General features: G+C 70.7%; 22 protein-coding genes and 1 tRNA gene. 20 read left to right on the top strand and 3 right to left on the bottom strand.

Going from position 1 to position 19,964, the window contains the following annotated elements:
* Positions 1–90: 90 nt before the first annotated feature.
* Complete coding sequence (locus WG212_RS08550) at positions 91–1,860, top strand: hypothetical protein (RefSeq protein ID WP_337186670.1); 1,770 nt, start codon at positions 91–93, stop codon at positions 1,858–1,860.
* Between the two features lie 185 nt (positions 1,861–2,045).
* Here the strand turns inward: WG212_RS08550 and WG212_RS08555 are convergent.
* Positions 2,046–2,135: transfer RNA gene (locus tag WG212_RS08555), tRNA-Ser, on the bottom strand.
* 365 nt (positions 2,136–2,500) lie between these two features.
* On the opposite strand from WG212_RS08555, the gene WG212_RS08560 reads away from it, so the two are divergent.
* The 4 genes from WG212_RS08560 (at position 2,501) to WG212_RS08575 (ending at position 5,439) form a co-directional block, all read left to right on the top strand.
* Positions 2,501–3,310, top strand: a complete 810-nt coding sequence (locus tag WG212_RS08560) for a DNA adenine methylase (RefSeq protein ID WP_337186671.1) — start codon at positions 2,501–2,503, stop codon at positions 3,308–3,310.
* The gene (locus tag WG212_RS08565) at positions 3,310–3,519 is read left to right on the top strand and encodes a hypothetical protein (protein WP_337186672.1); all 210 of its coding nucleotides are present in this window, start codon (positions 3,310–3,312) and stop codon (positions 3,517–3,519) included. The genes WG212_RS08560 and WG212_RS08565 overlap by 1 nt, the downstream gene beginning before the upstream one ends.
* 411 nt (positions 3,520–3,930) lie before the next feature.
* A complete protein-coding gene (locus WG212_RS08570; RefSeq protein ID WP_337186673.1) occupies positions 3,931–4,236 on the top strand; it encodes a hypothetical protein in 306 nt (101 codons plus the stop codon).
* A 621-nt stretch (positions 4,237–4,857) separates the two neighbouring features.
* Positions 4,858–5,439: a hypothetical protein gene (locus tag WG212_RS08575; protein WP_337186674.1), complete on the top strand. Its 582-nt coding sequence runs from the start codon at positions 4,858–4,860 to the stop codon at positions 5,437–5,439.
* Here WG212_RS08575 and WG212_RS08580 read toward each other — a convergent pair.
* Both WG212_RS08580 and WG212_RS08585 read right to left on the bottom strand, forming a co-directional pair.
* Positions 5,381–6,439, bottom strand: coding sequence for a phage portal protein (locus WG212_RS08580; RefSeq protein WP_337186675.1), 1,059 nt, complete (start codon positions 6,437–6,439; stop codon positions 5,381–5,383). The genes WG212_RS08575 and WG212_RS08580 overlap by 59 nt on opposite strands.
* On the bottom strand, positions 6,436–8,238 hold the full coding sequence (locus WG212_RS08585) for a terminase family protein (RefSeq protein ID WP_337186676.1): 1,803 nt from the start codon (positions 8,236–8,238) through the stop codon (positions 6,436–6,438). The genes WG212_RS08580 and WG212_RS08585 overlap by 4 nt, the downstream gene beginning before the upstream one ends.
* Before the next feature lie 158 nt (positions 8,239–8,396).
* Here WG212_RS08585 and WG212_RS08590 point away from each other — a divergent pair, with 158 nt between their 5' ends.
* The 15 genes from WG212_RS08590 (at position 8,397) to WG212_RS08660 (ending at position 19,960) form a co-directional block, all read left to right on the top strand.
* Entirely contained in the window at positions 8,397–9,269 is an 873-nt protein-coding gene (locus tag WG212_RS08590; RefSeq protein ID WP_337186677.1) for a GPO family capsid scaffolding protein, read from the top strand.
* 56 nt (positions 9,270–9,325) lie between these two features.
* Positions 9,326–10,393, top strand: a complete 1,068-nt coding sequence (locus tag WG212_RS08595; protein ID WP_337186678.1) for a phage major capsid protein, P2 family — start codon at positions 9,326–9,328, stop codon at positions 10,391–10,393.
* A 155-nt stretch (positions 10,394–10,548) separates the two neighbouring features.
* Positions 10,549–11,547: a phage terminase small subunit gene (gpM, locus tag WG212_RS08600; protein ID WP_337186679.1), complete on the top strand. Its 999-nt coding sequence runs from the start codon at positions 10,549–10,551 to the stop codon at positions 11,545–11,547.
* Positions 11,548–11,689: 142 nt separating this feature from the next.
* Positions 11,690–12,181 (top strand): head completion/stabilization protein, encoded by a 492-nt coding sequence (locus WG212_RS08605; RefSeq protein WP_337186680.1) that lies wholly within the window; start codon positions 11,690–11,692, stop codon positions 12,179–12,181.
* Positions 12,181–12,408 carry a tail protein X gene (locus WG212_RS08610; RefSeq protein ID WP_337186681.1) on the top strand — a complete coding sequence of 76 codons (228 nt, stop codon included), beginning with the start codon at positions 12,181–12,183 and terminating at the stop codon, positions 12,406–12,408. Before WG212_RS08605 ends, WG212_RS08610 begins: the two co-directional genes overlap by 1 nt.
* A gap of 4 nt (positions 12,409–12,412) precedes the next feature.
* Entirely contained in the window at positions 12,413–12,736 is a 324-nt protein-coding gene (locus tag WG212_RS08615) for a hypothetical protein (protein ID WP_337186682.1), read from the top strand.
* Positions 12,733–13,077: a hypothetical protein gene (locus WG212_RS08620; protein ID WP_337186683.1), complete on the top strand. Its 345-nt coding sequence runs from the start codon at positions 12,733–12,735 to the stop codon at positions 13,075–13,077. Before WG212_RS08615 ends, WG212_RS08620 begins: the two co-directional genes overlap by 4 nt.
* Positions 13,077–13,835 (top strand): hypothetical protein, encoded by a 759-nt coding sequence (locus tag WG212_RS08625; RefSeq protein WP_337186684.1) that lies wholly within the window; start codon positions 13,077–13,079, stop codon positions 13,833–13,835. Before WG212_RS08620 ends, WG212_RS08625 begins: the two co-directional genes overlap by 1 nt.
* On the top strand, positions 13,832–14,230 hold the full coding sequence (locus WG212_RS08630; RefSeq protein WP_337186685.1) for a hypothetical protein: 399 nt from the start codon (positions 13,832–13,834) through the stop codon (positions 14,228–14,230). The genes WG212_RS08625 and WG212_RS08630 overlap by 4 nt, the downstream gene beginning before the upstream one ends.
* Positions 14,193–14,426, top strand: coding sequence for a hypothetical protein (locus WG212_RS08635; protein ID WP_337186686.1), 234 nt, complete (start codon positions 14,193–14,195; stop codon positions 14,424–14,426). Before WG212_RS08630 ends, WG212_RS08635 begins: the two co-directional genes overlap by 38 nt.
* Entirely contained in the window at positions 14,423–14,965 is a 543-nt protein-coding gene (locus WG212_RS08640; protein WP_337186687.1) for a phage tail protein, read from the top strand. The genes WG212_RS08635 and WG212_RS08640 overlap by 4 nt, the downstream gene beginning before the upstream one ends.
* The gene (locus tag WG212_RS08645) at positions 14,962–15,456 is read left to right on the top strand and encodes a phage virion morphogenesis protein (protein WP_337186688.1); all 495 of its coding nucleotides are present in this window, start codon (positions 14,962–14,964) and stop codon (positions 15,454–15,456) included. Before WG212_RS08640 ends, WG212_RS08645 begins: the two co-directional genes overlap by 4 nt.
* A gap of 69 nt (positions 15,457–15,525) precedes the next feature.
* Positions 15,526–16,437 carry a hypothetical protein gene (locus tag WG212_RS08650; RefSeq protein ID WP_337186689.1) on the top strand — a complete coding sequence of 304 codons (912 nt, stop codon included), beginning with the start codon at positions 15,526–15,528 and terminating at the stop codon, positions 16,435–16,437.
* Entirely contained in the window at positions 16,430–17,668 is a 1,239-nt protein-coding gene (locus WG212_RS08655) for a phage tail protein I (RefSeq protein ID WP_337186690.1), read from the top strand. The genes WG212_RS08650 and WG212_RS08655 overlap by 8 nt, the downstream gene beginning before the upstream one ends.
* A gap of 3 nt (positions 17,669–17,671) precedes the next feature.
* Positions 17,672–19,960, top strand: coding sequence for a hypothetical protein (locus tag WG212_RS08660; protein WP_337186691.1), 2,289 nt, complete (start codon positions 17,672–17,674; stop codon positions 19,958–19,960).
* Positions 19,961–19,964: the final 4 nt, after the last annotated feature.

The following is a 19,964-nucleotide window of genomic DNA, read 5'->3' on the forward strand; positions in this document are numbered from 1 at the left end:
AATCGGGTCGGGAACGATCTTTTCGCATACATTCCACGCTCCGGACTTCGAGTTGTTCTTTCCTTGAATCCCTCATTTCGGGAGAACGCCATGAGATGGTTCGTGAAAGCCGCCGCCCTGAGCGGAACCGGCGTCATGCTTGCCGGCTCCGCCAGCCCGCCCGCCCCTTCGCCAGACGCGTTGGCGTTGCTCGATCCCAGCCGTCTCGCCGCATCGATGTGCGCGCCGGGAACGTCGCGAAACGCCCTCGCCCGCGAGTTGCTCATCGCGGCGGCCGTCGCAGCGCCCGCGGCGCAGCTCAGGCCCATTCCGCTGTATCCCGATCTGGCCGCCTCGCCGTTCGGCGTGACGACCGCAAACGCCGAGGCGCAGCGCTACTTCAGCCAGGGCCTGCTCCTAACCTACGGCTTCAACCACGCCGGCGCCGTGCGCTCGTTCCGCGAGGCCCAGCGCCTGGACCCGGACTGCGCCATGTGCTGGTGGGGCGAGGCGGTCGCCCTCGGCCCGAACATCAACGCCCCGATGGACGACCGCAACCGGGACGCCGCGCTGGCGGCGATGGACAGGGCGATGGCGTTGCGGGGCCGGGCCAGTTCCAGGGAACGGGCGCTGATCGAGGCTGTCTCCCATCGCTATTCCCGCGATCCGGCGGCGGATCGGGGAACGCTGGACGCCGCTTACGCCGATGCGATGCTCGCCGTGGCGCGCCAGTTCCCCGACGACCATGACATCGCCGTACTGGCGGCCGAGGCGGCGATGGACACCACCCCCTGGAACTACTGGGAAGCCGACAAGCGGACGCCCGTGGGGCGGAGCGGCGACGCCGTCCGCCTCGTCGAGGACGTCCTGCGGCGCGATCCCGCCCATGTGCAGGCCGCGCATCTCTACATCCACCTCATGGAAGCCAGCGATCCCGAGCGGGCCGAGGCGGCGGCCGACCGCCTCGCGTCCCCGCGGACGCCGAGCGCGGGCCATCTGGTGCACATGCCGGGCCACATCTACGCCCGGCGCGGACGCCATGCGGATTCCATTCGCGTGAATGTGGCCGCCGTCCGGGCCGACGAAGCCTTCATCCAGGCCACCGACGACCAGGGCCTCCTCCGGTACGGCTACTATCCCCACAACATCCATTTCATCGTGACCTCGGCGCAGATGGCCGGCGACATGGCGACCGCCATCCGGGAGGCGCAGCGGCTCCGCACGGTGCTCGATCCGGAGACCTCGTCCAGGATCGCGTGGATTCAGGTCATCGACGCCGCGCCCTATCTGGCGTTCGCCCAGTTCGCCGACCCCAAGGCGATCCTGGGCATGCCCGCCGCCAACGCCCGGCTCCCCTACGCCGTGGCGATGCGGCACTACGCCCGTGCGGTCGCCTATGCCCAGTTGCGCGACCAGAAGGGGTTCGACCGCGAGATGGCGGGAATCGCCGGCCTGAAGGACTCGGACGTCTTCGCGGACATGATCGAACAGGGCATGCCCGCGAAAGATCTCCTGACGCTCGCCGAGGCGATGGCCCAAGGCCGCATGGCCTCGGCGCGGGGGCGGCACGGCGAGGCCGCCGCCCACTATCGCCGCGCGATCGCCATCGAGGACAACCTCCCCTACCAGGAACCGGCCTTCTGGTATCACCCCGTCAGCCAGTCGCTGGGCGCGGCGTTGTACCAGGATGGACAATACGCCGAGGCCGCCCAGGCCTTTCGCGCCGCCCTGGTCCAGACGCCAAACAACGGCTGGGCGCTCTTTGGCCTGATGCACAGCGAAGCGGCGCAAGGACGAAGGCTCGAGGCGGCCGCGGCAAAGCAGGCGCTGGCGAAGGCGTGGCTGGGAAATCCCCGCTGGCTCCGCATGGACCGTCTTTGACGCGGGATGGTGGGTTTGAGCGGCGCGCTTTCTAGCGGCGGCCGAGACTCCATAATTCCATGGGCGGGTGTCAGGCCGTGTCTACGGACGGAGAGCGACTGAGCCGGGCGGACGCAAGCAGGATGCGATACTGTCCAGAAATCGCCCGCGCCCGTTGAAGGCCGGGTGATTTCTCCCAAGGGAAGTGGCGGTGACGGAGGGATTCGAACCCTCGATACCCTTTCGAGTATGACGATTTAGCAAACCGTTGCCTTCAGCCACTCGGCCACGTCACCACATTGAAGTTGCTTCGGAATTTCCGGAGCCCCATCCCCCGGTTTACAGCCGGTTTACAAACGGCGTCCTTCCGGGAGCGCGGTATCTACCCGAGCGGCCGCCGTCTGAGAAGGGGCTTCGCGTAGATGCCGTGCGTCCGATTGCTGGGCGGCGGCTTCGCTTGTGGAGTGCGCGTAAGGCGTTGCGCCTGCGGAGGCAGAGCGACCTTCGAGTGCGACTGGAAGGTGTCCACTAGGCGAAGCGGGACTTGCGACAAGCCGCTCTGCATCAGTTGCTCGACAAAGCCCGCGCCTGAAAAGGATCTCTGCCCTTCGCACGCCGAGGCTTGGGAAGCCTGGAAAGGGGCGCGCGCCTGATGGGCTATATGGGCTCCAAAGCCGGCGCTGGTGTCTACCAGGCGATCATCGCGCTGATGCCGCCGCACGACACCTACATCGAGCCTTTCCTGGGCTCCGGGGCGATCGTGAGACGAAAGGCCCCCGCCGCGCGGTCCATCCTGATCGACATGGACTCAGACGCGGTGAATCGCGCTCCGACCGGGCCCAGGATCGAGGTGCTGCAGGCTGACGCCCTGGCGTATCTGGCCACCCTCGATGTCGGCCAACTCGGGCGCGTACTGATCTACCTCGATCCGCCCTACCCTCACTCGACCCGAACGAGCCGGCTGCGCTACCGCCACGAACTTGCGGACGAAGGTCACCGCCAGCTGGCCCGCATCCTCACTTACCTTTCGTGGCACGGGTGCTCGATCATCATCTCGAGCTATCCGTCCGCGCTCTACGATGAGCTCTACCCCGGCTGGAGTACGCGCGAGTTCCAGGCGATGACGCGGGGCGGCGTGCGCACCGAGAAGGTGTGGTTCAACTTCGAGCCGACGGCCGCCCACTGGTCGACCTACGCCGGCCGCGACTTCACTGACCGCCAGCGCATCAAGCGCAAGGCCCAGCGCTGGGCGCGGAAGTTCGCCGAGCTGCCGCCGGCCGAGCGTCAGGCCGTGCTCGCTGCGCTTCTCGAGGTCGGGGATCGCGGGCCGCCGGATCTGACTATGCCGGAATCGAGGTCCTCACAGACGGTCCTGACTATGGACGCCGGCGCGGCCGGCCCGATGGAACCTGGTGGCATAACCGCCCTCGACTATGTCGGCCGAGCCGACGCCACCGCGGAAGGCGCCTGATGGCCAACATCGAACCCTCAGAGGACGAGCTGATCCTCGACGCCCTGCGCAAACGGCCGGGCCTGCCCACCTACGTCGTCGCCAACAGCATCGGCGCCCGAGGCCAGACCGCGCGGATCCGCCGCCGCCTGCGTCGTCTCGAGGAGCACGGCCTCGTGCGAAGCGGCTCCGACATCTACGCCACGATGATCTGCTGGTGGGCGCGGTGAACCCTCCACTCCCCCACTTCAAGGTGATCCTGTCCGAGGTCGCGCGGCTGCCCGGCCAGACCACCTACTCGATCGGCAGGAACATCGGCTGGGCGGGAACACAGCCGCGGTTGAAGCAAGCTCTGATCGTTCTGCAGAGGTCGGGCCTCCTGCGGGCCAGTCAGGGCGGCGCCTTCCGCAAGCAATACTGCTGGTGGCCGGCGGCCACCCAGGAGCCCAGCGGGCCTTCACACATGGGTTCCGAATGGGTGGTACCGATTCATGCTGGCTACTCGCGAGACGTGTCAGAGGGGCGAAAGGCTCGCCGTGGACCGCCTGGAGCTTGCACGTGAGCCTCGACCCCGCCGGAGGCCGGGATCGCCTCACCACTCCTCTGACGGCGAAGTCTCTAAAGACTTCAGGGCGGCGCCCTTGAACTGCCTGGAATGCCGCGCCTGGTTCAAGCCGCGCCGCTCTGATCAGGCGTACTGCTCGGCCGCCTGCAACAAGGCGGCCGTGAGTCGTGAGCTCGTCCGGGCCCGCCGGATCTACCGTGCCCTCTATCACTGGCGGCTGAAGCGGACCGGCCCCGGGATTGCGGCCAACCTGCGCTTCATCTGCAACGAGATTTCTGCCTGGATCCGCGAGGACCGCGAGATGCAGCGCAAGCCGCCGCCACCTCATGATCACCAGGCCGATCGCGGCCACCAGCGGTCACCTCGGCGGGTGAAGCTGTGAGGCAGGACTACTCTCATCTCCTGACACCCGCTCAGCTGCGAGCCCGCGGCGCTGAACGCGCCGACTGGGACAAGGACCTGCTCGGAGTGTTTCTTGATCCGCAGAAGGACTACCCGTTGAAGGCGGAGGCTTGGCGGGAAGGCTACGCAGACCGCGTCGCCCAGCGCACCTCTCCAGGACCCGTGAAGCTGAAGTTCGAGCCCTACCGCAGGAATGGACGATGAGACTGAGAACCGCCAATTCGCGCCGGCGACGGCGCCTCTTTCTCGATCAGTTCGTCACGGTCAGACGGGCAGAGAAACACGGCGGAGCCGAGTGGAAGCTTATCCTCCCGCTCCATCTGCCTCCGGGTCGAATTCAGCTGGTCTTCTTCGGGTCCAGGCGGGCACATATGTTCGTCGGCCTCCGACTGACCCGCCGACGTGCATAGAACCGCATCGTCGGCGCCCACCCTCCCCCCGAGGGGTGCCCCCTGCGGCCCCCCCTGCGTAGACCAGGCACTGAAAAGCCGGCAGGCGGCGCGGGGGCAGCAGCGCGTTTCGCGAGGGGCAGACCCCGGCCGGGGGTCTTCGGTGTTCGCTCAATGTTCCATTTGACCTCGCGCGCGTGTATGGCGGGCCAATGGGTGATGCGTTCATTGCGAGTTGGACTGAGGACGTTGAGGCGCTGGCTCTGGAGAAGGCCGCGGTCCAGGCTGTGTGTGGCTGCGGCTATCGCAAGCTGGTAGATCTGGACAAGCTGATCCGCGAGCGCGGCCCGCGCTTCAGTCTCTGGGGGCGCCATCCGCGCTGCCCCGCCGAGGGCTGCAACGATCGGCTGAAGTTCTACGCAGTCCGGCCTGGCGGCAGTTGGAAGCTGAACCTATGGGGCGTGCCCCTGCCCCGGATCCTGCCCCTGCACGACCGCTGGCATGCCACCCTGCCCAAGCCTGAGCGCGACAAGTTCCCGGCCGCCCGTCTCATGCGGAACGCCGATGGCTACCTGTCGATCAGCTGCGCGATCTGCGCGTGGAACGCCACGATCGAGCGCCCCGAGGACGTCGAGGCCTGGGGCCACGCCCTGTCGATCGACGGCTTTCGGGACAAGCTGCGCGGCATGTGCGGCCGCCCCGTCTGCCGCCGCGAGGTGGACCTGGTGCTCCGCCCTAGGCCGCCGCGACGCCAGGAGCCGCCGGCGTCGACGCCATCGGCTCCCAAGGCTTGAACCGGATCACCTCCTCGCCGACCTGGTCGTTCAGCGCCAGCAGCTTGCGCTGCAGCGGCGCGATCTCCAGGCGCACGAACGCGTCGCTCGCCTTGGCGATGTCCCCGAACCCGCCCGCGTTTGCCGGCACCAGGCCGACCAGCTGGGGCGGCGTCCTGTGCGCCGCCAGCACGTCGTCGCGGCTGGTGTTCTTGATCCCCAGGAACTCGTCCTTGGCCGCGATCTCCGCGATCGGGATCAGCTTCAGGCTGTCCGACTTCCCGTTGGGCAGGTGGACGAACAGGTTCTTGAAGTTCCCCACCCCCTTGGCGTCCTTCAGCGCCTTGCGGATCGAATCCTTCGCGGGCTCGTCCATCTGGGCATCCGTGGCCAACAGGATGAAGCCCGCGTGGCTCCCGTTCTCGTAGTAGCGCCGCCGGAAGATCGTCGCGCTCTCGTTCAGGAAGGCCGCCGGCAGCGCGCTGACGTACTCGGGCAGGCCGTAGATGTCCTGGTTCACATCCGGTTCGGCCAGGTGGAAGATCGCGCCCTTCTCGAAGCGGTGCTCGTACTCCGGCCGGCCCGTCGGATCGAAGTGCTGATGGACCTGGAAGTAGACCCCGGGCTCGATCCCCCGACGCATGTAGCGCGCCAGCGGCCGCTCGAAATGGTGCGACCGCCCGGTCACCGCCCGGCGCATCTCCGGGTAGGTGTTGCCGAACACCAGGAAGTCCAGCGCCAGCGCCGAGAACACCGGCGTCGACATCAGCCGCCCGGGCACGAACAGCTCGGTGAGAAGGTTCACCTTCAGCCGGACCGGGCTTTCGTGGTGCGACCCCACGCGCAGCACCCGCGCCAGGCCGTTCATGTTGATCGGCGGCTCGTACCAGCGGCCGTTCGACCAGCACTCGAGATGGTCCAGGATCTCGCGCCGGTCCAGCACGCGCTCGGCGTCGCCGAAGCTGAAGGCCATCACCTGGTCGTTCGCCGCGGCCGCGGCCGCCTTGGTCTTGCGCGTCATCCGTACACTTCCACCGTGGCCCTCGCCGCGCCGCCATGCGGCTCCTCGAGGGGTTCGTTGATCAGGGTGTGCAACAGGGCCCACGCCAGGTCCGCGTGGCCCGTCTCGTCCGTCCGCCCGGCCTCGTAGGTGATGTGCCGGCCGCTGGCCGTCAGGGTCTTGCGGATCGCCATCAGCGCCTGGGCGATCGTCACCTCGCCGGCGTCGAACTCCAGGCGCTGCGACTTGATCACGTCATAGGCCTTGAGGACCATCTTCTGCTTGTCGGCCGGCGTGTAGCCCACCGCCTCGGCCCCCGGGAAGAACGCGCGCACCAGCTGCAGCACCGCCAGGCCCACGCCGTTGGCGTCGATCGAGATCCGCTCGACGTTGTAGCGGTTGCAGATCTGCCGGATCGCCGCGGCCTGCTTGTCGAAGTCCAGCCCCCTGAACTGCTGCTTCTCCAGGATCCGGAACTTGCCCCCCGCCCGCCGGGGCGGCGCCACCACCAGCAGCGCCGCGGTGTCCCCCGTGGCGCTGGGATCGTATCCCACCCAGACCGGCGCATTCCCGAACGGCCGGCCGCCCATGTCGATGGCCAGCCAGTCGACGTCGGTCCAACGCTCCCAGGCGTCGACCATGCACGGTGAGAGCAGCGCCAGCGGGAAGACGCTCAGGGTGTCGTCCACGAAGTCGCACAGGTAGAGGTTCGCGAAGTCCGCCGGGTTGTTCTCCAGCATCAGCTCGTTGATGTCGAAGAGGTCCATTCCGCCGGCCACGGCGTCGTGGATGGTCAGGATCTGCCGCCAGGCCCCGTCCTCGCCCAGCCGGCCGGCGCGCAGCGCTTCGTGGCTGATGTCGAGCTGGATCTTCTCGTCCTTGCGGCGACCGCGGTTGAACTCGCCGCCGGACCACATCTGGTAGGCTTCGTGCGACTTGCTGGACGGCGTCGAGAAGTAGGTCCGCCGCCAGTGCTTGTGCGTCGCCATCGCGCGCGCCAGCTTGTTCAGCTCGCGGAATTTGAACGTCCAGAAGAACTCATCGAAGTAGAAGTTGCCGTGATAGCCCTGGGCCGTCCGCGCATTGGTCCCGAGGAAGTAGATCTCGAAGCCCTCGTGCCCGTTCATCGGCGGAAACACGAACGGGTCGCCCTTCAGCTCGACGCCGACCTCCTGGGCGAGCTGGATCATGTAAGTGCGGAACACCCGCGCCTGGTTCTTCGAGGCCGAGAGGAAGATCTGGTTGCCGCCACCGTTCAGGCCGTCGTCCAGGGCCTCGCCGGCGAAGTAGAAGGTCGCCCCCGTCTGGCGGCTCTTCAGGATCTCCCGCGTCCGTTGGTGCTTGTTGGCCAGCCAGAGCCGTTGGTGGGCGAAGTTGCGCTCGCGGAAGCGCCGCCCCAGCTCCTCGACCTGTTCGGCGGTGAAGAAGTTCGCCGGCGGCCGCGCCGCCCGCGCCTTGCGGCCCCGATCGCTGACCTTGGGGTTCAGGTCGCCCTCGTGCCCGCCGGGCTCGCCGAACCGGCGGATCCGCGCCAGGCGCTCGAGCTGGCGCGTCAGGTTGTCGATCGCCTTGAAGTCGTTGCCGCTGTGGTGGTCCTTGGCGACCAGCTGGATGATGCGGGCCTCGAGCACGCCCTCGACCCGGTCGATCGGTTTGACCGAGTCCCACCCGTCCCGCCCCTTCCAGCTCGCCACCGTCGGCAGCGGCAGGCCCAGGCGCTCGGCGATGTCCACCAGGCGCCAGCCGGTCCAGTAGAGCCACTTGGCCTCGCGGCGCGGGTCGAACGCAGGTGGCCGGATGTCGAGCGGCGGCGTGTCCATCGGCGCGGAGCCTGCCCATAGGCCCCCCGCCCGCCCGACGCGGCCCTGTCGGGACGCCACGCCGCCCCGACAGCGCCGAGTTGAGCTGACGGCCGCCCCCGGTCCCCCCTGCCGGCGATCAACGACCGAACTCAGCCGCCTGCAGGAGCGCCCGTCACATGGCCAAGTCGAAGTGGTTCCGCGTCGCCGTCGAGGGCCTGACCGCCACGGACGGCCGCAAGATCGAGAAGACCTGGCTCACCGACATCGCCGCCACCTACAACCGCGCCACCTACGGCGCCCGCGTGAACATGGAGCACATCCGCGGCTTCTCACCGGCCCCCCCGTTCAACGCGTACGGCGACGTGCTCGAGGTCCGCGTCCAGGAGGACGAGCTCCAGATCGGCGGCAAGGCCGAAAAGCGCACCTGCCTCTACGCCCGGATCGAGCCGACCGACGCCCTGGTGGCGATCACCAAGGACAAGCAGAAGATCTACACCTCGATCGAGGTGGCGCCCAACTTCGCCGGCACAAACAAGGCCGGCCTGGTCGGCCTGGCCGTGACCGACGGCCCGGCCAGCCTGGGCACCGACATCCTGGAGTTCAGCGCCGGGTCCGACGCCGCCGCCGCCGGCATCAAGGCGATGCTCGACGGCCGCAAGCAGGACAAGGCCAACTTCTTCTCGGCCGCCTACGAGACCGCCTTCGAGCTCGAGGCCGACGCCTCACAGACGGTCAGCCTGGGCGACCAGCTGGTCGGCGCGCTGAAGGAGCTTTTCGCCAAGCCGGATCCGAAGCCGCCGGTCATCGTCGCGCCGCCGGCCGACGCCGGCGCGGCCGACCTCACCAAGCTCACCGCCTCGATCGAGGCCGGTTTCGCCAAGGTCGCCGAGCTCACCGGCGCCGCCATGGCCGGCGTCGAGCAGAAGATCGACCAGCTCCGCGCCGACCACGACAGCCTGAAGGGTCAGCTCGACAGCAAGGAAAACCTGTCGAACCCGCGCCCGCCCGTCACCGGCGGCGGCCTGGCCTACGAACAGACCGACTGCTGAGCCGCCCCGCTCAACCTCGCCCCACGCCCCCCGCCCTCACGCCACGGATCCCGTAGATGGAACCCAGAACCCGCGAAGCCTTCAATCGCTACCTCGATCGCCAGGCGGAGCTGAACAACACCAGCGCCGACATCGTGCGCGGCGGCAAGAAGTTCACCGTCGAGCCGTCGGTGGCCCAGACGCTGAACGACAAGCAGCAGGAGTCCTCGGCCTTCCTGCAGCGGGTGAACGTGACCCAGGTCACCGAGATGAAGGGCGACAAGCTAGGCCTGGGCGTCGCGGGCCCGATCGCCAGCCGCACCAACACCGCCGCCGGCACCAAGCGCACCACGGTCGACCCGTCCACGCTCGACGAGGACGGCTACGAGTGCAAGCAGACCAACTCCGACACCCACATCCGCTACGCCAAGATCGACGCCTGGGCCAAGTTCAAGGACTTCCAGACGCGGATCCGCAACCACATCGTCAAGCGCCAGGCCCTGGACCGGATCATGGTCGGCTGGAACGGCGTCTCGGCCGCCGCCACCACCAACAAGATCGCCAATCCGCTGCTCCAGGACGTCAACATCGGCTGGCTGCAGCACATCCGCGCCTGGAACTCGGGCGCCCGCCACCTGGCCGAAGGCTCCGTGGAAGACGGCAAGATCGTCATCGATCCCACGGATGGCGACTACAAGAACCTCGACGCCCTGGTGGTCGACGCCGTCCACAACCTGCTGCCGTCGTGGGCGCGACAGGATCCTGAGCTGGTCGCCGTCCTGGGCGACGACCTGATGCACGACAAGTTCTTCCCCCTGGTCAACTCCAACCTGGAGCCCACCGAGGAACTGGCGTCCGACCTGATCATCAGCGCCAAGCGCGTGGGCAAGAAGACCGCGGTCACCGTGCCGTTCTTCCCGCCGGACGCCATCCTGATCGTCCGGCTCACCCAGAAGGAATCCAACCTCTCGATCTACGAACAGGAGGGCAAGCGCCGGCGCACCATCGTGGACCGGGCCGAGCTCGACCAGATCGAGACCTACGAGTCCTCCAACGACGCCTATGTGGTCGAGGACTACGACTACGCCCTGCTCATCGAGAACATCCAGCTCGGCGCCACGCCGCCTGAGCCGGAAGACCCCTGAGGAACATCCTCTGAGGAATACCCCCCGGCGCGTCCTGAACCTCCCCCGCAGGACGCGCACCGCCCCCGCCGCCTTCCTCCCGGGGCGGCGGGGGCCTCGGCAAGGGCCCGCGCGCCGGACCCTTCCCTAGGCCCCTGGAGAAGCCGGAGAGACCCGTGACCAGTCCTGCCCGCCGCCACCGTGACAAGGTCGAGGCCCGCATCGCCGCCCGCAACGCGGCGGCCGTCGCCCCCGCCGCCGACATGACCGCGCCGCGGCCCCCCCGGGCCGGCCGGCCCAGCCTCGCCGCCCGCAAGGCCGCCCGCGCTGCGGGCGAGGCCGCCGCCGGCGGCGTCGGCGAGACCGCCGAACGCCTGCAGGGCGCGCTGGCCGGCCTGGCGGCCGCCAACGACAACGGCGCCGCGCCCGACCGCCAGCCCAGCCCCGAAACCCTCGAGCGCCTGAAGATGGCCGAGGCCAAGCGCCGCCTGAAGGCGCTTCAGTCGCGGGAGGCCAAGGTCGACCTGAAGCGCGAGCTCCTCGAGGGCTTCGACCCGTGGGTCACCGGCCTTCTCGCCGGTATCGAGCGCGCCGTCGCCGCCGACCGGGACTACCGCGCACCGGCCGACGACGTCGCCCTCAACGTCCTGATCTGGCGGATCGACGTCGGCGACCTGGCCGGGGCTCTCCCGCTCTTCGAGCTGGCGCTGCGTCACGACTGGGCCCTGCCGCCGAACTTCCACCGCAACCTCGTTGTCTTCGTGGTCGAGGAGGCGGCCGACGTCGCCCTGGCCGAGCTCGAGGCCGGCCGCGGCGCCGACATCATGTCGCTGATGACGATCGAGGCCCTGACCGGCGACCGCGACATGCCGGACGAGGTCCGCGCCAAGATGCTCAAGGCCATGGGCCGCGAGTTTGCGCGCCGCGCCGAGCTGCCCCCGGCCGAGGACGATCCCCAGCCGTCGGCCCAGCGTCGCGCCCGCCTCGAGGAGGCCGTGGGCCGCCTGGCCCGCGCGCTCGAGCTCGACCCCGCCTGTGGCGTGAAGACCGAGCTCGCCCGTCTGCGCAGGACCCTGGCGAAGGAGGAGGACCCGCCGCCGCGCGCCAGCGAAGCCGACGCCCCGCCGCCCGTGAAGAGCAAGCCATCCCAGGAGCCGCCGCCCGGCGACGCCTGACCCGAGCTCGCCCCCGGCGCTCGGCGGCGGGAGGCGGCGTCGGTCCCGGAAGCCCTCTCCCTTCCGTCGACCGCCGCCGTTTCCCCCACCGCCGTAGCCGGGGGGCCGAGGGGGAGACGAACTGGAGCAAACGAGCCCCACCATGACCAGCTTCGTCTCCCCGCCGCCGCTCAACCCGGCCGAGATCCCGCCGGCCGCGCCCGCCGACGTCGTCCTCGAGGGCGACGCCTTCTGGCCCGACATCGACCTGGCCGATCTGCGTCTGGTCATGCGGATCGACCCTGCGGTCGACCTTGCCTGGCTCCGCGAAGCCGCGATCTTCGCGATCCTGTCCACCCGCCGCGAGCTCGCGGCCTGGAAGGCGGCCCACCTCACCGCCGGCCGCGAGAGCCTGGACGACGTGCCCGGCGAGGTGATCGAGGGCGTGGCCGAGGCCGTCATCCTCTACACCCGGGCCGTCTATGCCGCGACCGCGGCCGACCTCCTCGAACGGATGCGCGAGCTGGGCCTAACGGCCGCCGGCCACGATCGCGCCGACGACCTTCAGGCCGCCGCCGGCGAACACCGCCGGGCCCAGCGCAGCGCCGTCCGCGATCTCCTGGGCGAGTCGCGCATCTTCGCCGAGCTGGTCTGATGACGCGCGTGGTCCAGGCCCGGCAAGGCGAGCCGATCGACCGCCTGGTCTGGCGTGTCACCGGCCGCGGTTCGCCGGCGATCGAAGCCGTGCTCGCCGCCAACCCCGGCCTCGCCGCCCGCGGCCAGGCCCTGCCCGAGGGCCTGGACGTCGTCATCCCCGACCTGGCCGAAGCGCCGGCGGACGGCGCCGCGGATCCGGCCGCCATGATCCAGCTCTGGGACTAGGCCCATGCCCCCTGCCGCCCGAACCGCAACCGCCCGACCCCATGCGCTGACGCCGGCCGACATCGTCCGCCAGCACCACGCCGCCCAGAACGCCGCGCAGGACGCCGCCCAGGACGCCGAGCGCGCCCGCGCCCAGGCGCGCGTGGCCATCGCCGCCGGCGTCCTGACCCTGGGCAGCGCCCTGGCCTCCGTCGTCTGGATGCTGGCCACCCTCAACGCCAACGTCGCCAGCCTGCGCGAACAGCTCCCCGTGGGCGCGATCGCCAGGATCGAGACCAGCCTGGTCGACATCGACCGCCGCCTCACCGCCCTGGAGCAATCGAAGTGACCTGCGGCGGACACGACATCGACAACCCCTTGCCCGAGGCGAGCTTCTTCTGGCGTCGCCTGTTGACCTTCGGCGCCTCGGTGCTCCTGGTCGGCCTGCTGTGGTTCGTCGCCGCCCGCATGCCGGCCGGCCACCTCCTGGCCTTCGCTCAGGGCCTCATGACGGTGATCGTCATCCTCTGGGTGCTCTACTTCGGCGGCGCGTCCGCCGACGACGTCGGCCGCCTGGTCGCCAGCGTCCGCCTGCCGTTCGGCCGTGGATCGTCGCCCGCGCCCGATCGTCCGGCCGCGCGGACCGCGCCGCCGCCGATCACGCCCGGGCCGCCGTGGGAGCGCCGCTGATGTCCCGCGAAGCCCTTCTGGGAATCCGGGCCGGCCTGGTCGCGGCCGTCGAGGATCTCGACCGCCTGCTTGCCGAGCTTGCGCCGCCCGCCGCTTCGCCGGGGCCGTCCCCTTCGGGCGCGGATTCGGCGTGGGCGGATTCGGCCGCCGCCACGCCCCTGGCCTGGAGCGCCAAGGTCTCCACGGTCTTCTGCGATCGCGTCCGCTGGATCTGCGAGAACCTCGACATCGGCTCCAAGCCGGGTCGCCCCGCCCCCGACTGGCTCATGACCTGGATCGCCTGGGAGACCGGGCGTTCGTTCCGCGCCGACATCCGCAACATGGCCGGGTCCGGCGCGACCGGCCTGATCCAGTTCATGCCCGACACCGCCCTGCACTTCTTCCACACCAAGGCGGCGATCGCGAAGATGACGAAGGCCCAGCGCCAGGCCGCCGGCCGCGCGGCCTGTGACCGCCTGGCCGCCCTCACCCCGGAAGACCAGCTCAACTACGTCTACCGCTACTTCAAACCCTACGCCGGCCGCATCCGCAGCCTGGCCGACGGCTACATGGCGATCCTGTGGCCCGCAGCCATCGGCCAGCCCCTGTCCGCCCCGCTCTGGGACCGGACGTCCCGGCCCACGACCTATCGCCAGAACGCCGGCCTCGATGTCGACAAAGACGGCGTCATCACCAAGGGCGAGGCGGCCGCCAAGGTCACCGCCCTCCTCGCCGAGGGCCTGCAGCCAGCAAATGTCGCGAGGGGGAATGTCGCATGATCTGGCTCCGGATCCTGACGCCCCGCGCCTGGGCCGTCCTGGCGCTTGCCGTCGTCGTCCTCGCCCTCTTCGCCTGGGCCGTCTCGTCCCCGGCCCGCCGCGCCGCGGCCGGCGCGAAGGTCGAGGCCGCGGCCGCCGCCGCCCGGGCCCGCGCCGCCGGCGACGCCGTGGTCGTCGTGGTCGACGGTGCGGCCCGCGATTCCCGAACCGATCGGCTCACCCAGGAGACCTCCGATGCCATCGACGCACTTCCGGGCGCTCGCCAGCGCCTTGATCCTGAGCTCAATCGCGCTGGTCGCCACGGCCTGTGCCAGTACGCCGCCTATCGTCAGCATCCCGACTGCCTGCAGCGCCCTGTTGCCCGAGAGCTTCCGCAGGCCGATCCCCGGCGCTGAGCTGCCGCCCGCCGAGGCCGACGCCGGCCGCCTCTGGCGGTTCGCCACCGCCCAGACCGGCCAGCTCGATAAGGCCAACGGCCGCCAGGCCGACACGCTCGAGATCCTCGGCCGCTGCGAAACGCGCGATCGGGCCACGGTCGCCCGCCTGGCCGCGCCGTGGTGGCGCCGGCCGTTCCTCAAGGAACCCCGATGATCAAGCCCGATCATCTTCGCCGCTATCTCGAGGCCGGCCACGATTGGGTGGCCGCCAACAAGGATCGCGTCCTCGTCCGCGTCGAACAGGGCCGCGCCGTCGCCGGCTACGGCCCGGGTCTCAGCTTCGAGTGGCGCTACACCGTCAAGCTCGTCTTCCTGGATTTCGACGGCGATCGCGCCGAACTCTTCGCCCTGGTGTTCGCCTGGCTCGGCCGCCACCAGCGCGAGCTGCTCGCCAATCCCGCCACCGCCGAGGACGGCGTGCGCTTCGAGGCCGACATCCTGGACAGCCGCAAGGCCGATCTCGAGCTCACCATCCCCCTCACGGAAGGTGTCGTCGGCGAGGCGGCAGTCGGCGGCGCGGGCTTCGACCTCGCCCCCCGCCCCGAGCATCCCGAGGAGCTCGACCTGGCGCCGCCCGGCCTGCTGCACCAACTCTACGCCAACACCGAGCGCCTCATGCAGTGCCAGGCTCATCCCGAGCCCCCGCCGGAGGGTCCTGGAGAGGACCCTGAAGAGGACGACGGCGGGCCATGAGCGACTTCGAGGCGCTCGACGCCTGGGCCCGGGCCACGATCGCCGCCCTGGACGGCCCCGGCGTGCGCCGCCTGCAGATGCGGCTGCTCCGCGACCTCCGGCGTAGCCAGGCCGCCCGCATCGCCCGCCAGGAGAACCCCGACGGCTCGCCCTTCGCGCCGCGCAAGGCCCAGGCGGCCGAGGCCAGTCGGTTCCAGGCCCGAGCCGAAATCCGCCGCCGGCCGGGACGCGTCCGCCGCCGCGCCGGCGCGCCGATGTTCCGCAAGATCCGCACGGCCGCCTTCCTTCGCGGCGAGATCGACGCCGAGGGCGTCGCCGTGGGCTTCAGCGGCCGCGCCGCCCGGATCGCGACGGTCCACCAGGAGGGCGGCGAGGATCGCACCTCCCCCGGCGGCCCCATGGCCCGCTACCCCATGCGCCGCCTGCTCGGGTTCACCGACGACGAACGCGAGGCCATCCTCGACGCCATCCTCGACCACGTGGACCCCTGACCCGGGCCTGTCGGGACGCCGCGCCCTCCCGACAGAGGCCCGTCGCCCGCGCTCGCCGCCGGCGGCGACATGGCGCCGATGGCCATCCTGCCCGCCGCCGCATCGCTCGACCTGTCGCGCCTGCCGCCCTTCCAGCTGGCGGACGCCGACTTCGAGGCCGAACGCGCCCAGATCCTCGCGTCCGTGGGCCGACGGCTGGCGGCCATCGATGAGGCCTTCGATCCCGACGCCGAGACCGACCCCATCGTCATCCTCTCCGAGGAAGTCGCCCTCCGCCGGGTGCTCGCCCTGCAGCAGCTCAACGACGGGGCCAATCGCCTGACCGTGGCCCATGGCGACGGCGCCGCCCTCGATCACCTCGCCGCCAGCTACTACGCCGACATCGGCCAGGCGGTGCTCCGCCAGGCCGGCGAGACCGACGACCGGTTCCGCTGGCGGCTGATGCTGGCCGCCCACGCCCGCGTGCCGGGATCGCTGCCGGGCTACATGTTCTGGGCCCTCGCCCACGCGCCCGGTTTGAGCGACGCCCTGGCCCTCAACCACGCCTCTGGCCTCGTCCAGCGCGGAACGGTCGCGGTCATCCTGCTGGGCGACGCCGGCGACGACGGCCCCGCCGGCGAGGCGGCCCAGGTCGAGCTGGCCCGGGCGGCGCTTCTGGATGCCGAGCATCACCTGGGCACCGACACCCTGCAGATCCGCGCCGCCACACGCCTGGACGTCGCGCTGGACGTTGTGCTCGAGCTCGATGGCCCGGGCCCCGACGCCGGCCTCGTGCGCGCGGCGGCCGAAGCCGGCCTGGCCAGGTACCTGGCCGGCCGCCGGCGCATCGGCGCGCCGCTCACCCAGACCGGCCTGGCCGCGGCCCTCACGGTCGGCGGCGTGCTCCGGATCCGCGGCCTGCCGGCCGACCTCGTCCCCGCCCCGGATCAGGTCGTGCGCGTCACGGGCCTGACCCTCTCGACCGAGGTGACAGGTGCCTGATCCGTCGAACCCCGGCGGCCGGTCGCTGCTCCCGCCCAACGCCACCCCTGTCATGCGGGCCCTGTCGGAAGCCTACGCCGAGGCTTTCGACCTGCCGCCCGCGGACCTCGCCACCCTCTGGGACCCGGTCCGCGCGCCCGCCGCCCGCCTGCCCACCCTCGCGGCCGACCTGGGCGTCATGGTCTGGAACCCCAGGTGGTCGACGGCCAGGAAGCGCAAGGTCATCCGCCGCAGCCTCGCCCTGAAGCGCCGTCTCGGAACCCTGCCGGCCTTCGCCGAACATCTCGCCTTCGTGGACGCCGAGCTCGTCCGCGCCAGGACGCCGCCCGCCCGGCTCGTCCCCCGCCGGCCCTGGACCGACGCCGATCGCCGCCGCTGGGCCGGACAGTTCCCGCGCCTGGATGTCACCTGGGTGCGGGAACGGCATCATCGCCGCGGCAGCCTGGTCGCCGGCCGTTGCTGGGGTGGGTCACGCCGCGCCGTGCGCGCCGACCTGGCCCGGGAGCACTGCGGACCCAGGGCCGTGCTCGTCCGCCACGGAACCCCGACGCCCATCCCCATCCCCGTGCCGATCCGCGCCCGCGGCGATCACCTGGTGGTCACGCTCGGCGCGAGCCCCGGTCGCGCAAACATGGGCGGCGCCCGCGTGGGCGGCGTGCTGGCCGGCCGCGCGCCGCGACGCCAGGACACCGCGGCGCGCACCTACGCCTTCCACGGCCGCCAGCCCAACATCCATGCCGTCTCGCCCGGCCGGCCGCCGGCGGCGGCCCATTCGACGCTCTCGGCGGCGCCCGTCCAGGGCGCACGCAGCCTGGTCGCCGGCCGCGCGCTGGGTCCCCGAACCGTCGTCCGGCGGAACCGCGGCCACGAGCACGTCGCCCGGAGCTATCGCCTGTTCGACCCGGCGATGGCGCGGGACGGCCGGCTGAAGTCGCGCGGCGGCATCTTCGTCGGCCGCTCGATCCTGGGCCAGCCCGCCTTCCAGCTTCGCCTGTCGGTGGACCTGAGCCACCGCCAGCGCGGCCGCCGTCCGTGGCCGCTCAGTCCGAGCGGCCCTGTGCGCGCCCATGATCGCACGCGCCTGGACGCCGGTCTGTCCGCCGTCCGCGCCGCCAAGCTCGGCCGCGACCAGGTGCTCGTCCGCACCGGCCTCTATCGCCCCATCACCGCCGGCGACGGCGTGCCCCTCGATGGCAGCTATCGCCTGGGCCAGATCGTCAGGAGCCCCTGATCCATGGAACGCGCCGTCATCTTCCGCGATCGCCAGACCGTCACCGAAGACGATCTCAACAACCTGCACGGCTTCGCCCGGGCCTCGATCGACCACCTGGCGCTCGACGCCATCGAGCGCGGCCGCCGCTTCACCGGCTTCGCGGTGACAGCCGACACCGCCACCTCGGTCAACGTCCAGGACGGGCGCCTCTGGTACAATGGCCAGGTCTTCTACCGCGCCGACGCCGACGGCGTGGACATCGACCTCCTGGCGCTCAAGCCGGCGATCAACCGCAAGGTCGTCGCCATCGTCGCCTCGGCCGACCTGATCGAGACCGACGAGCAGGAGCGCGACTTCGAGGTCGACGCCGAGAACCAGGTCTACGAGGCCGACTCTGTGGCCGTGGAGAGCCGCCGTCGCGCCCGCCTCGAGGCCATCGGCGGCGCCGAGGCCGTGGCCCCCCAGCCGCCGGCCGTCGACGCCGGCGGCGTGATCGTCGCCCTCGTCCACATGGACGCGGCCGGCATCGTGGAGATCGCCCGCAACACCGCGGCCGAGCTGCGTAACCTCGGCGACGTCGCCGGCCAGGTCGAGATCCTCAACGCCTTCGCCGACGAGACCCGGCCCCAGGTGGCCACCCTGCGCTCCGACCTGGCCCGTCTCTCGGCCGACGCCGCCGCCACCGGCAACAAGGAGCTCCTGCTCCAGATCGCCGGCGACGTGGCCGGCATCAAGGCCCGCCTCGACATCCCCGACACCTACGTCGGCTACCGCGCGCTGCCCTTCCTGGACGCGTCGAAATCCGACCCCGGCGCGGCCGGCTACGCCGCCCGGCTCGAGGAGGGCCTCCGCTTCCCCTTCGCTGCCTCGGAAACCAGCGAGCTCGCGCTCCTCAACCCCAACCAGCCCCAGGCCAAGGTCTCCGCCGGCGGCCTGCTTCTGCCCGCCTACGTCAAGGCCGAGCGCCGCATCACCAAGGGCGACAACGGGACGCTGTCGCTGGCCGACTACTCGGCCCAGGAGGCGCGCACCCTGGTCAGGCTCCAGATGAGCCGCGCGCGCGTCCGGTTCGGGGGCGACTTCGAGGTCACCGTGGGCGGCGCCTGGTGGAACGCCGGGACCTATCTCGGCCGCCTCAACGACGGCATTCGCGGCGTCTTCCAGAAGGGCGGCGAGGAATTCCAGGTCTACGAGACCGGCAAGGTCGACCAGGACGGCCACAAGATCGTGCGCCTCGCCAAGTTCTGGACCGACGAAGTGGCCGCCCCCTACTGGTCGCGCGTGGTCACCGAGGACGAGAAGCTCGGCTACGCCCACGTCGAGACCTTCCTGAACGCCCAGGATCGCTGGGTCGTGGGTCTGGGCCCGCACCTCAAGGCCAAGCCCGCCAACGGTTCGATCACCGTCGGGATCTGCGAGACCTATCGCGGCGAGCCCGACCTCTCGCGCGTCATCGCCCTCACCACGGTGAACGCCGCCGATGTCCAGCTGGTCGGCGCGGCCGGCGGTTTTCCCGAGATCGCCATCGAGCCCACCTTCCTCAAGGGCGGTGAGCGGTACGGCTACTTCATCGTCACCCAGCAGAACTTCCAGATCGGCGTGGCCGACGCCGCCGGCGCCGACAGCTCGGGCGCCACCGGCCAGTACTTCTACGGCATGAACGGGGGGAAGTGGTTCGCCGAGCCCAGCGTCCATCTGCTGTGGCGCGACTTCACCGCCGTCTTCCCCAAGTCCCGGGTCGATATCGACCTCACCGGCCTGCAGCTCGCCGGCGGGATTCAGGCCATCGACATCCTGGCCGAGGCCGTCGTCCCGGGCTCCACCGACCTGGTTTATTCCGTCCAGATCGGCGGGGTATGGCGGCCCCTCGACCCGTCCGATCCCGGCGTCCTGGCCACCCTGCCGGCGCTGGCGGCGTTCCGCGCCACCTTCGTCGGCACGCCCGACGTCATGCCCGGCCTTATGCTTGACGGCTCCCAGGTCGTGGTCTCGCGCATGGCCCTGGCCGCCAAGCACGTCTCCGAAGAGGCCGCGGTCGCGTCCAGCGAGACGGCGGTGATGACCATCCGCATGCGCGGCTTCGACCCCGACCACCACACCGTGGTGATGAAGATCGACCGCGGCCCGGGCGTGGTCGAGACCCACGACACCCTCGTCACCCTCACCCATCCCGACGGCGTGGTCGAGAAGATCGCCACCTTCGACCTGGGCGCGGCCATGACCGACTACCAGGGGATCATCGAGATGACCACGGACCACGCCTCCCGGCCCTTCACCGTGGTCGAGGCCATCGAAGTCACCGACATCTGAGGAG

The organism is Phenylobacterium sp., assembly GCF_037189685.1.
In the GTDB taxonomy this organism is placed as follows: Bacteria; Pseudomonadota; Alphaproteobacteria; order Caulobacterales; family Caulobacteraceae; genus Phenylobacterium.

Coding starts and splice junctions, on each gene's coding strand:
- WG212_RS08585 (WP_337186676.1), bottom strand. CDS start 8,238: ATGGACACGCCGCCGCTCGACATCCGGCCACCTGCGTTCGACCCGCGC.
- WG212_RS08625 (WP_337186684.1), top strand. CDS start 13,077: ATGTCCCGCGAAGCCCTTCTGGGAATCCGGGCCGGCCTGGTCGCGGCC.
- WG212_RS08565 (WP_337186672.1), top strand. CDS start 3,310: ATGGCCAACATCGAACCCTCAGAGGACGAGCTGATCCTCGACGCCCTG.
- WG212_RS08640 (WP_337186687.1), top strand. CDS start 14,423: ATGATCAAGCCCGATCATCTTCGCCGCTATCTCGAGGCCGGCCACGAT.
- WG212_RS08560 (WP_337186671.1), top strand. CDS start 2,501: ATGGGCTCCAAAGCCGGCGCTGGTGTCTACCAGGCGATCATCGCGCTG.
- WG212_RS08610 (WP_337186681.1), top strand. CDS start 12,181: ATGACGCGCGTGGTCCAGGCCCGGCAAGGCGAGCCGATCGACCGCCTG.
- WG212_RS08575 (WP_337186674.1), top strand. CDS start 4,858: ATGGGTGATGCGTTCATTGCGAGTTGGACTGAGGACGTTGAGGCGCTG.
- WG212_RS08615 (WP_337186682.1), top strand. CDS start 12,413: ATGCCCCCTGCCGCCCGAACCGCAACCGCCCGACCCCATGCGCTGACG.
- WG212_RS08660 (WP_337186691.1), top strand. CDS start 17,672: ATGGAACGCGCCGTCATCTTCCGCGATCGCCAGACCGTCACCGAAGAC.
- WG212_RS08550 (WP_337186670.1), top strand. CDS start 91: ATGAGATGGTTCGTGAAAGCCGCCGCCCTGAGCGGAACCGGCGTCATG.
- WG212_RS08590 (WP_337186677.1), top strand. CDS start 8,397: ATGGCCAAGTCGAAGTGGTTCCGCGTCGCCGTCGAGGGCCTGACCGCC.
- WG212_RS08605 (WP_337186680.1), top strand. CDS start 11,690: ATGACCAGCTTCGTCTCCCCGCCGCCGCTCAACCCGGCCGAGATCCCG.
- WG212_RS08595 (WP_337186678.1), top strand. CDS start 9,326: ATGGAACCCAGAACCCGCGAAGCCTTCAATCGCTACCTCGATCGCCAG.
- WG212_RS08580 (WP_337186675.1), bottom strand. CDS start 6,439: ATGACGCGCAAGACCAAGGCGGCCGCGGCCGCGGCGAACGACCAGGTG.
- WG212_RS08650 (WP_337186689.1), top strand. CDS start 15,526: ATGGCGCCGATGGCCATCCTGCCCGCCGCCGCATCGCTCGACCTGTCG.
- WG212_RS08645 (WP_337186688.1), top strand. CDS start 14,962: ATGAGCGACTTCGAGGCGCTCGACGCCTGGGCCCGGGCCACGATCGCC.
- WG212_RS08630 (WP_337186685.1), top strand. CDS start 13,832: ATGATCTGGCTCCGGATCCTGACGCCCCGCGCCTGGGCCGTCCTGGCG.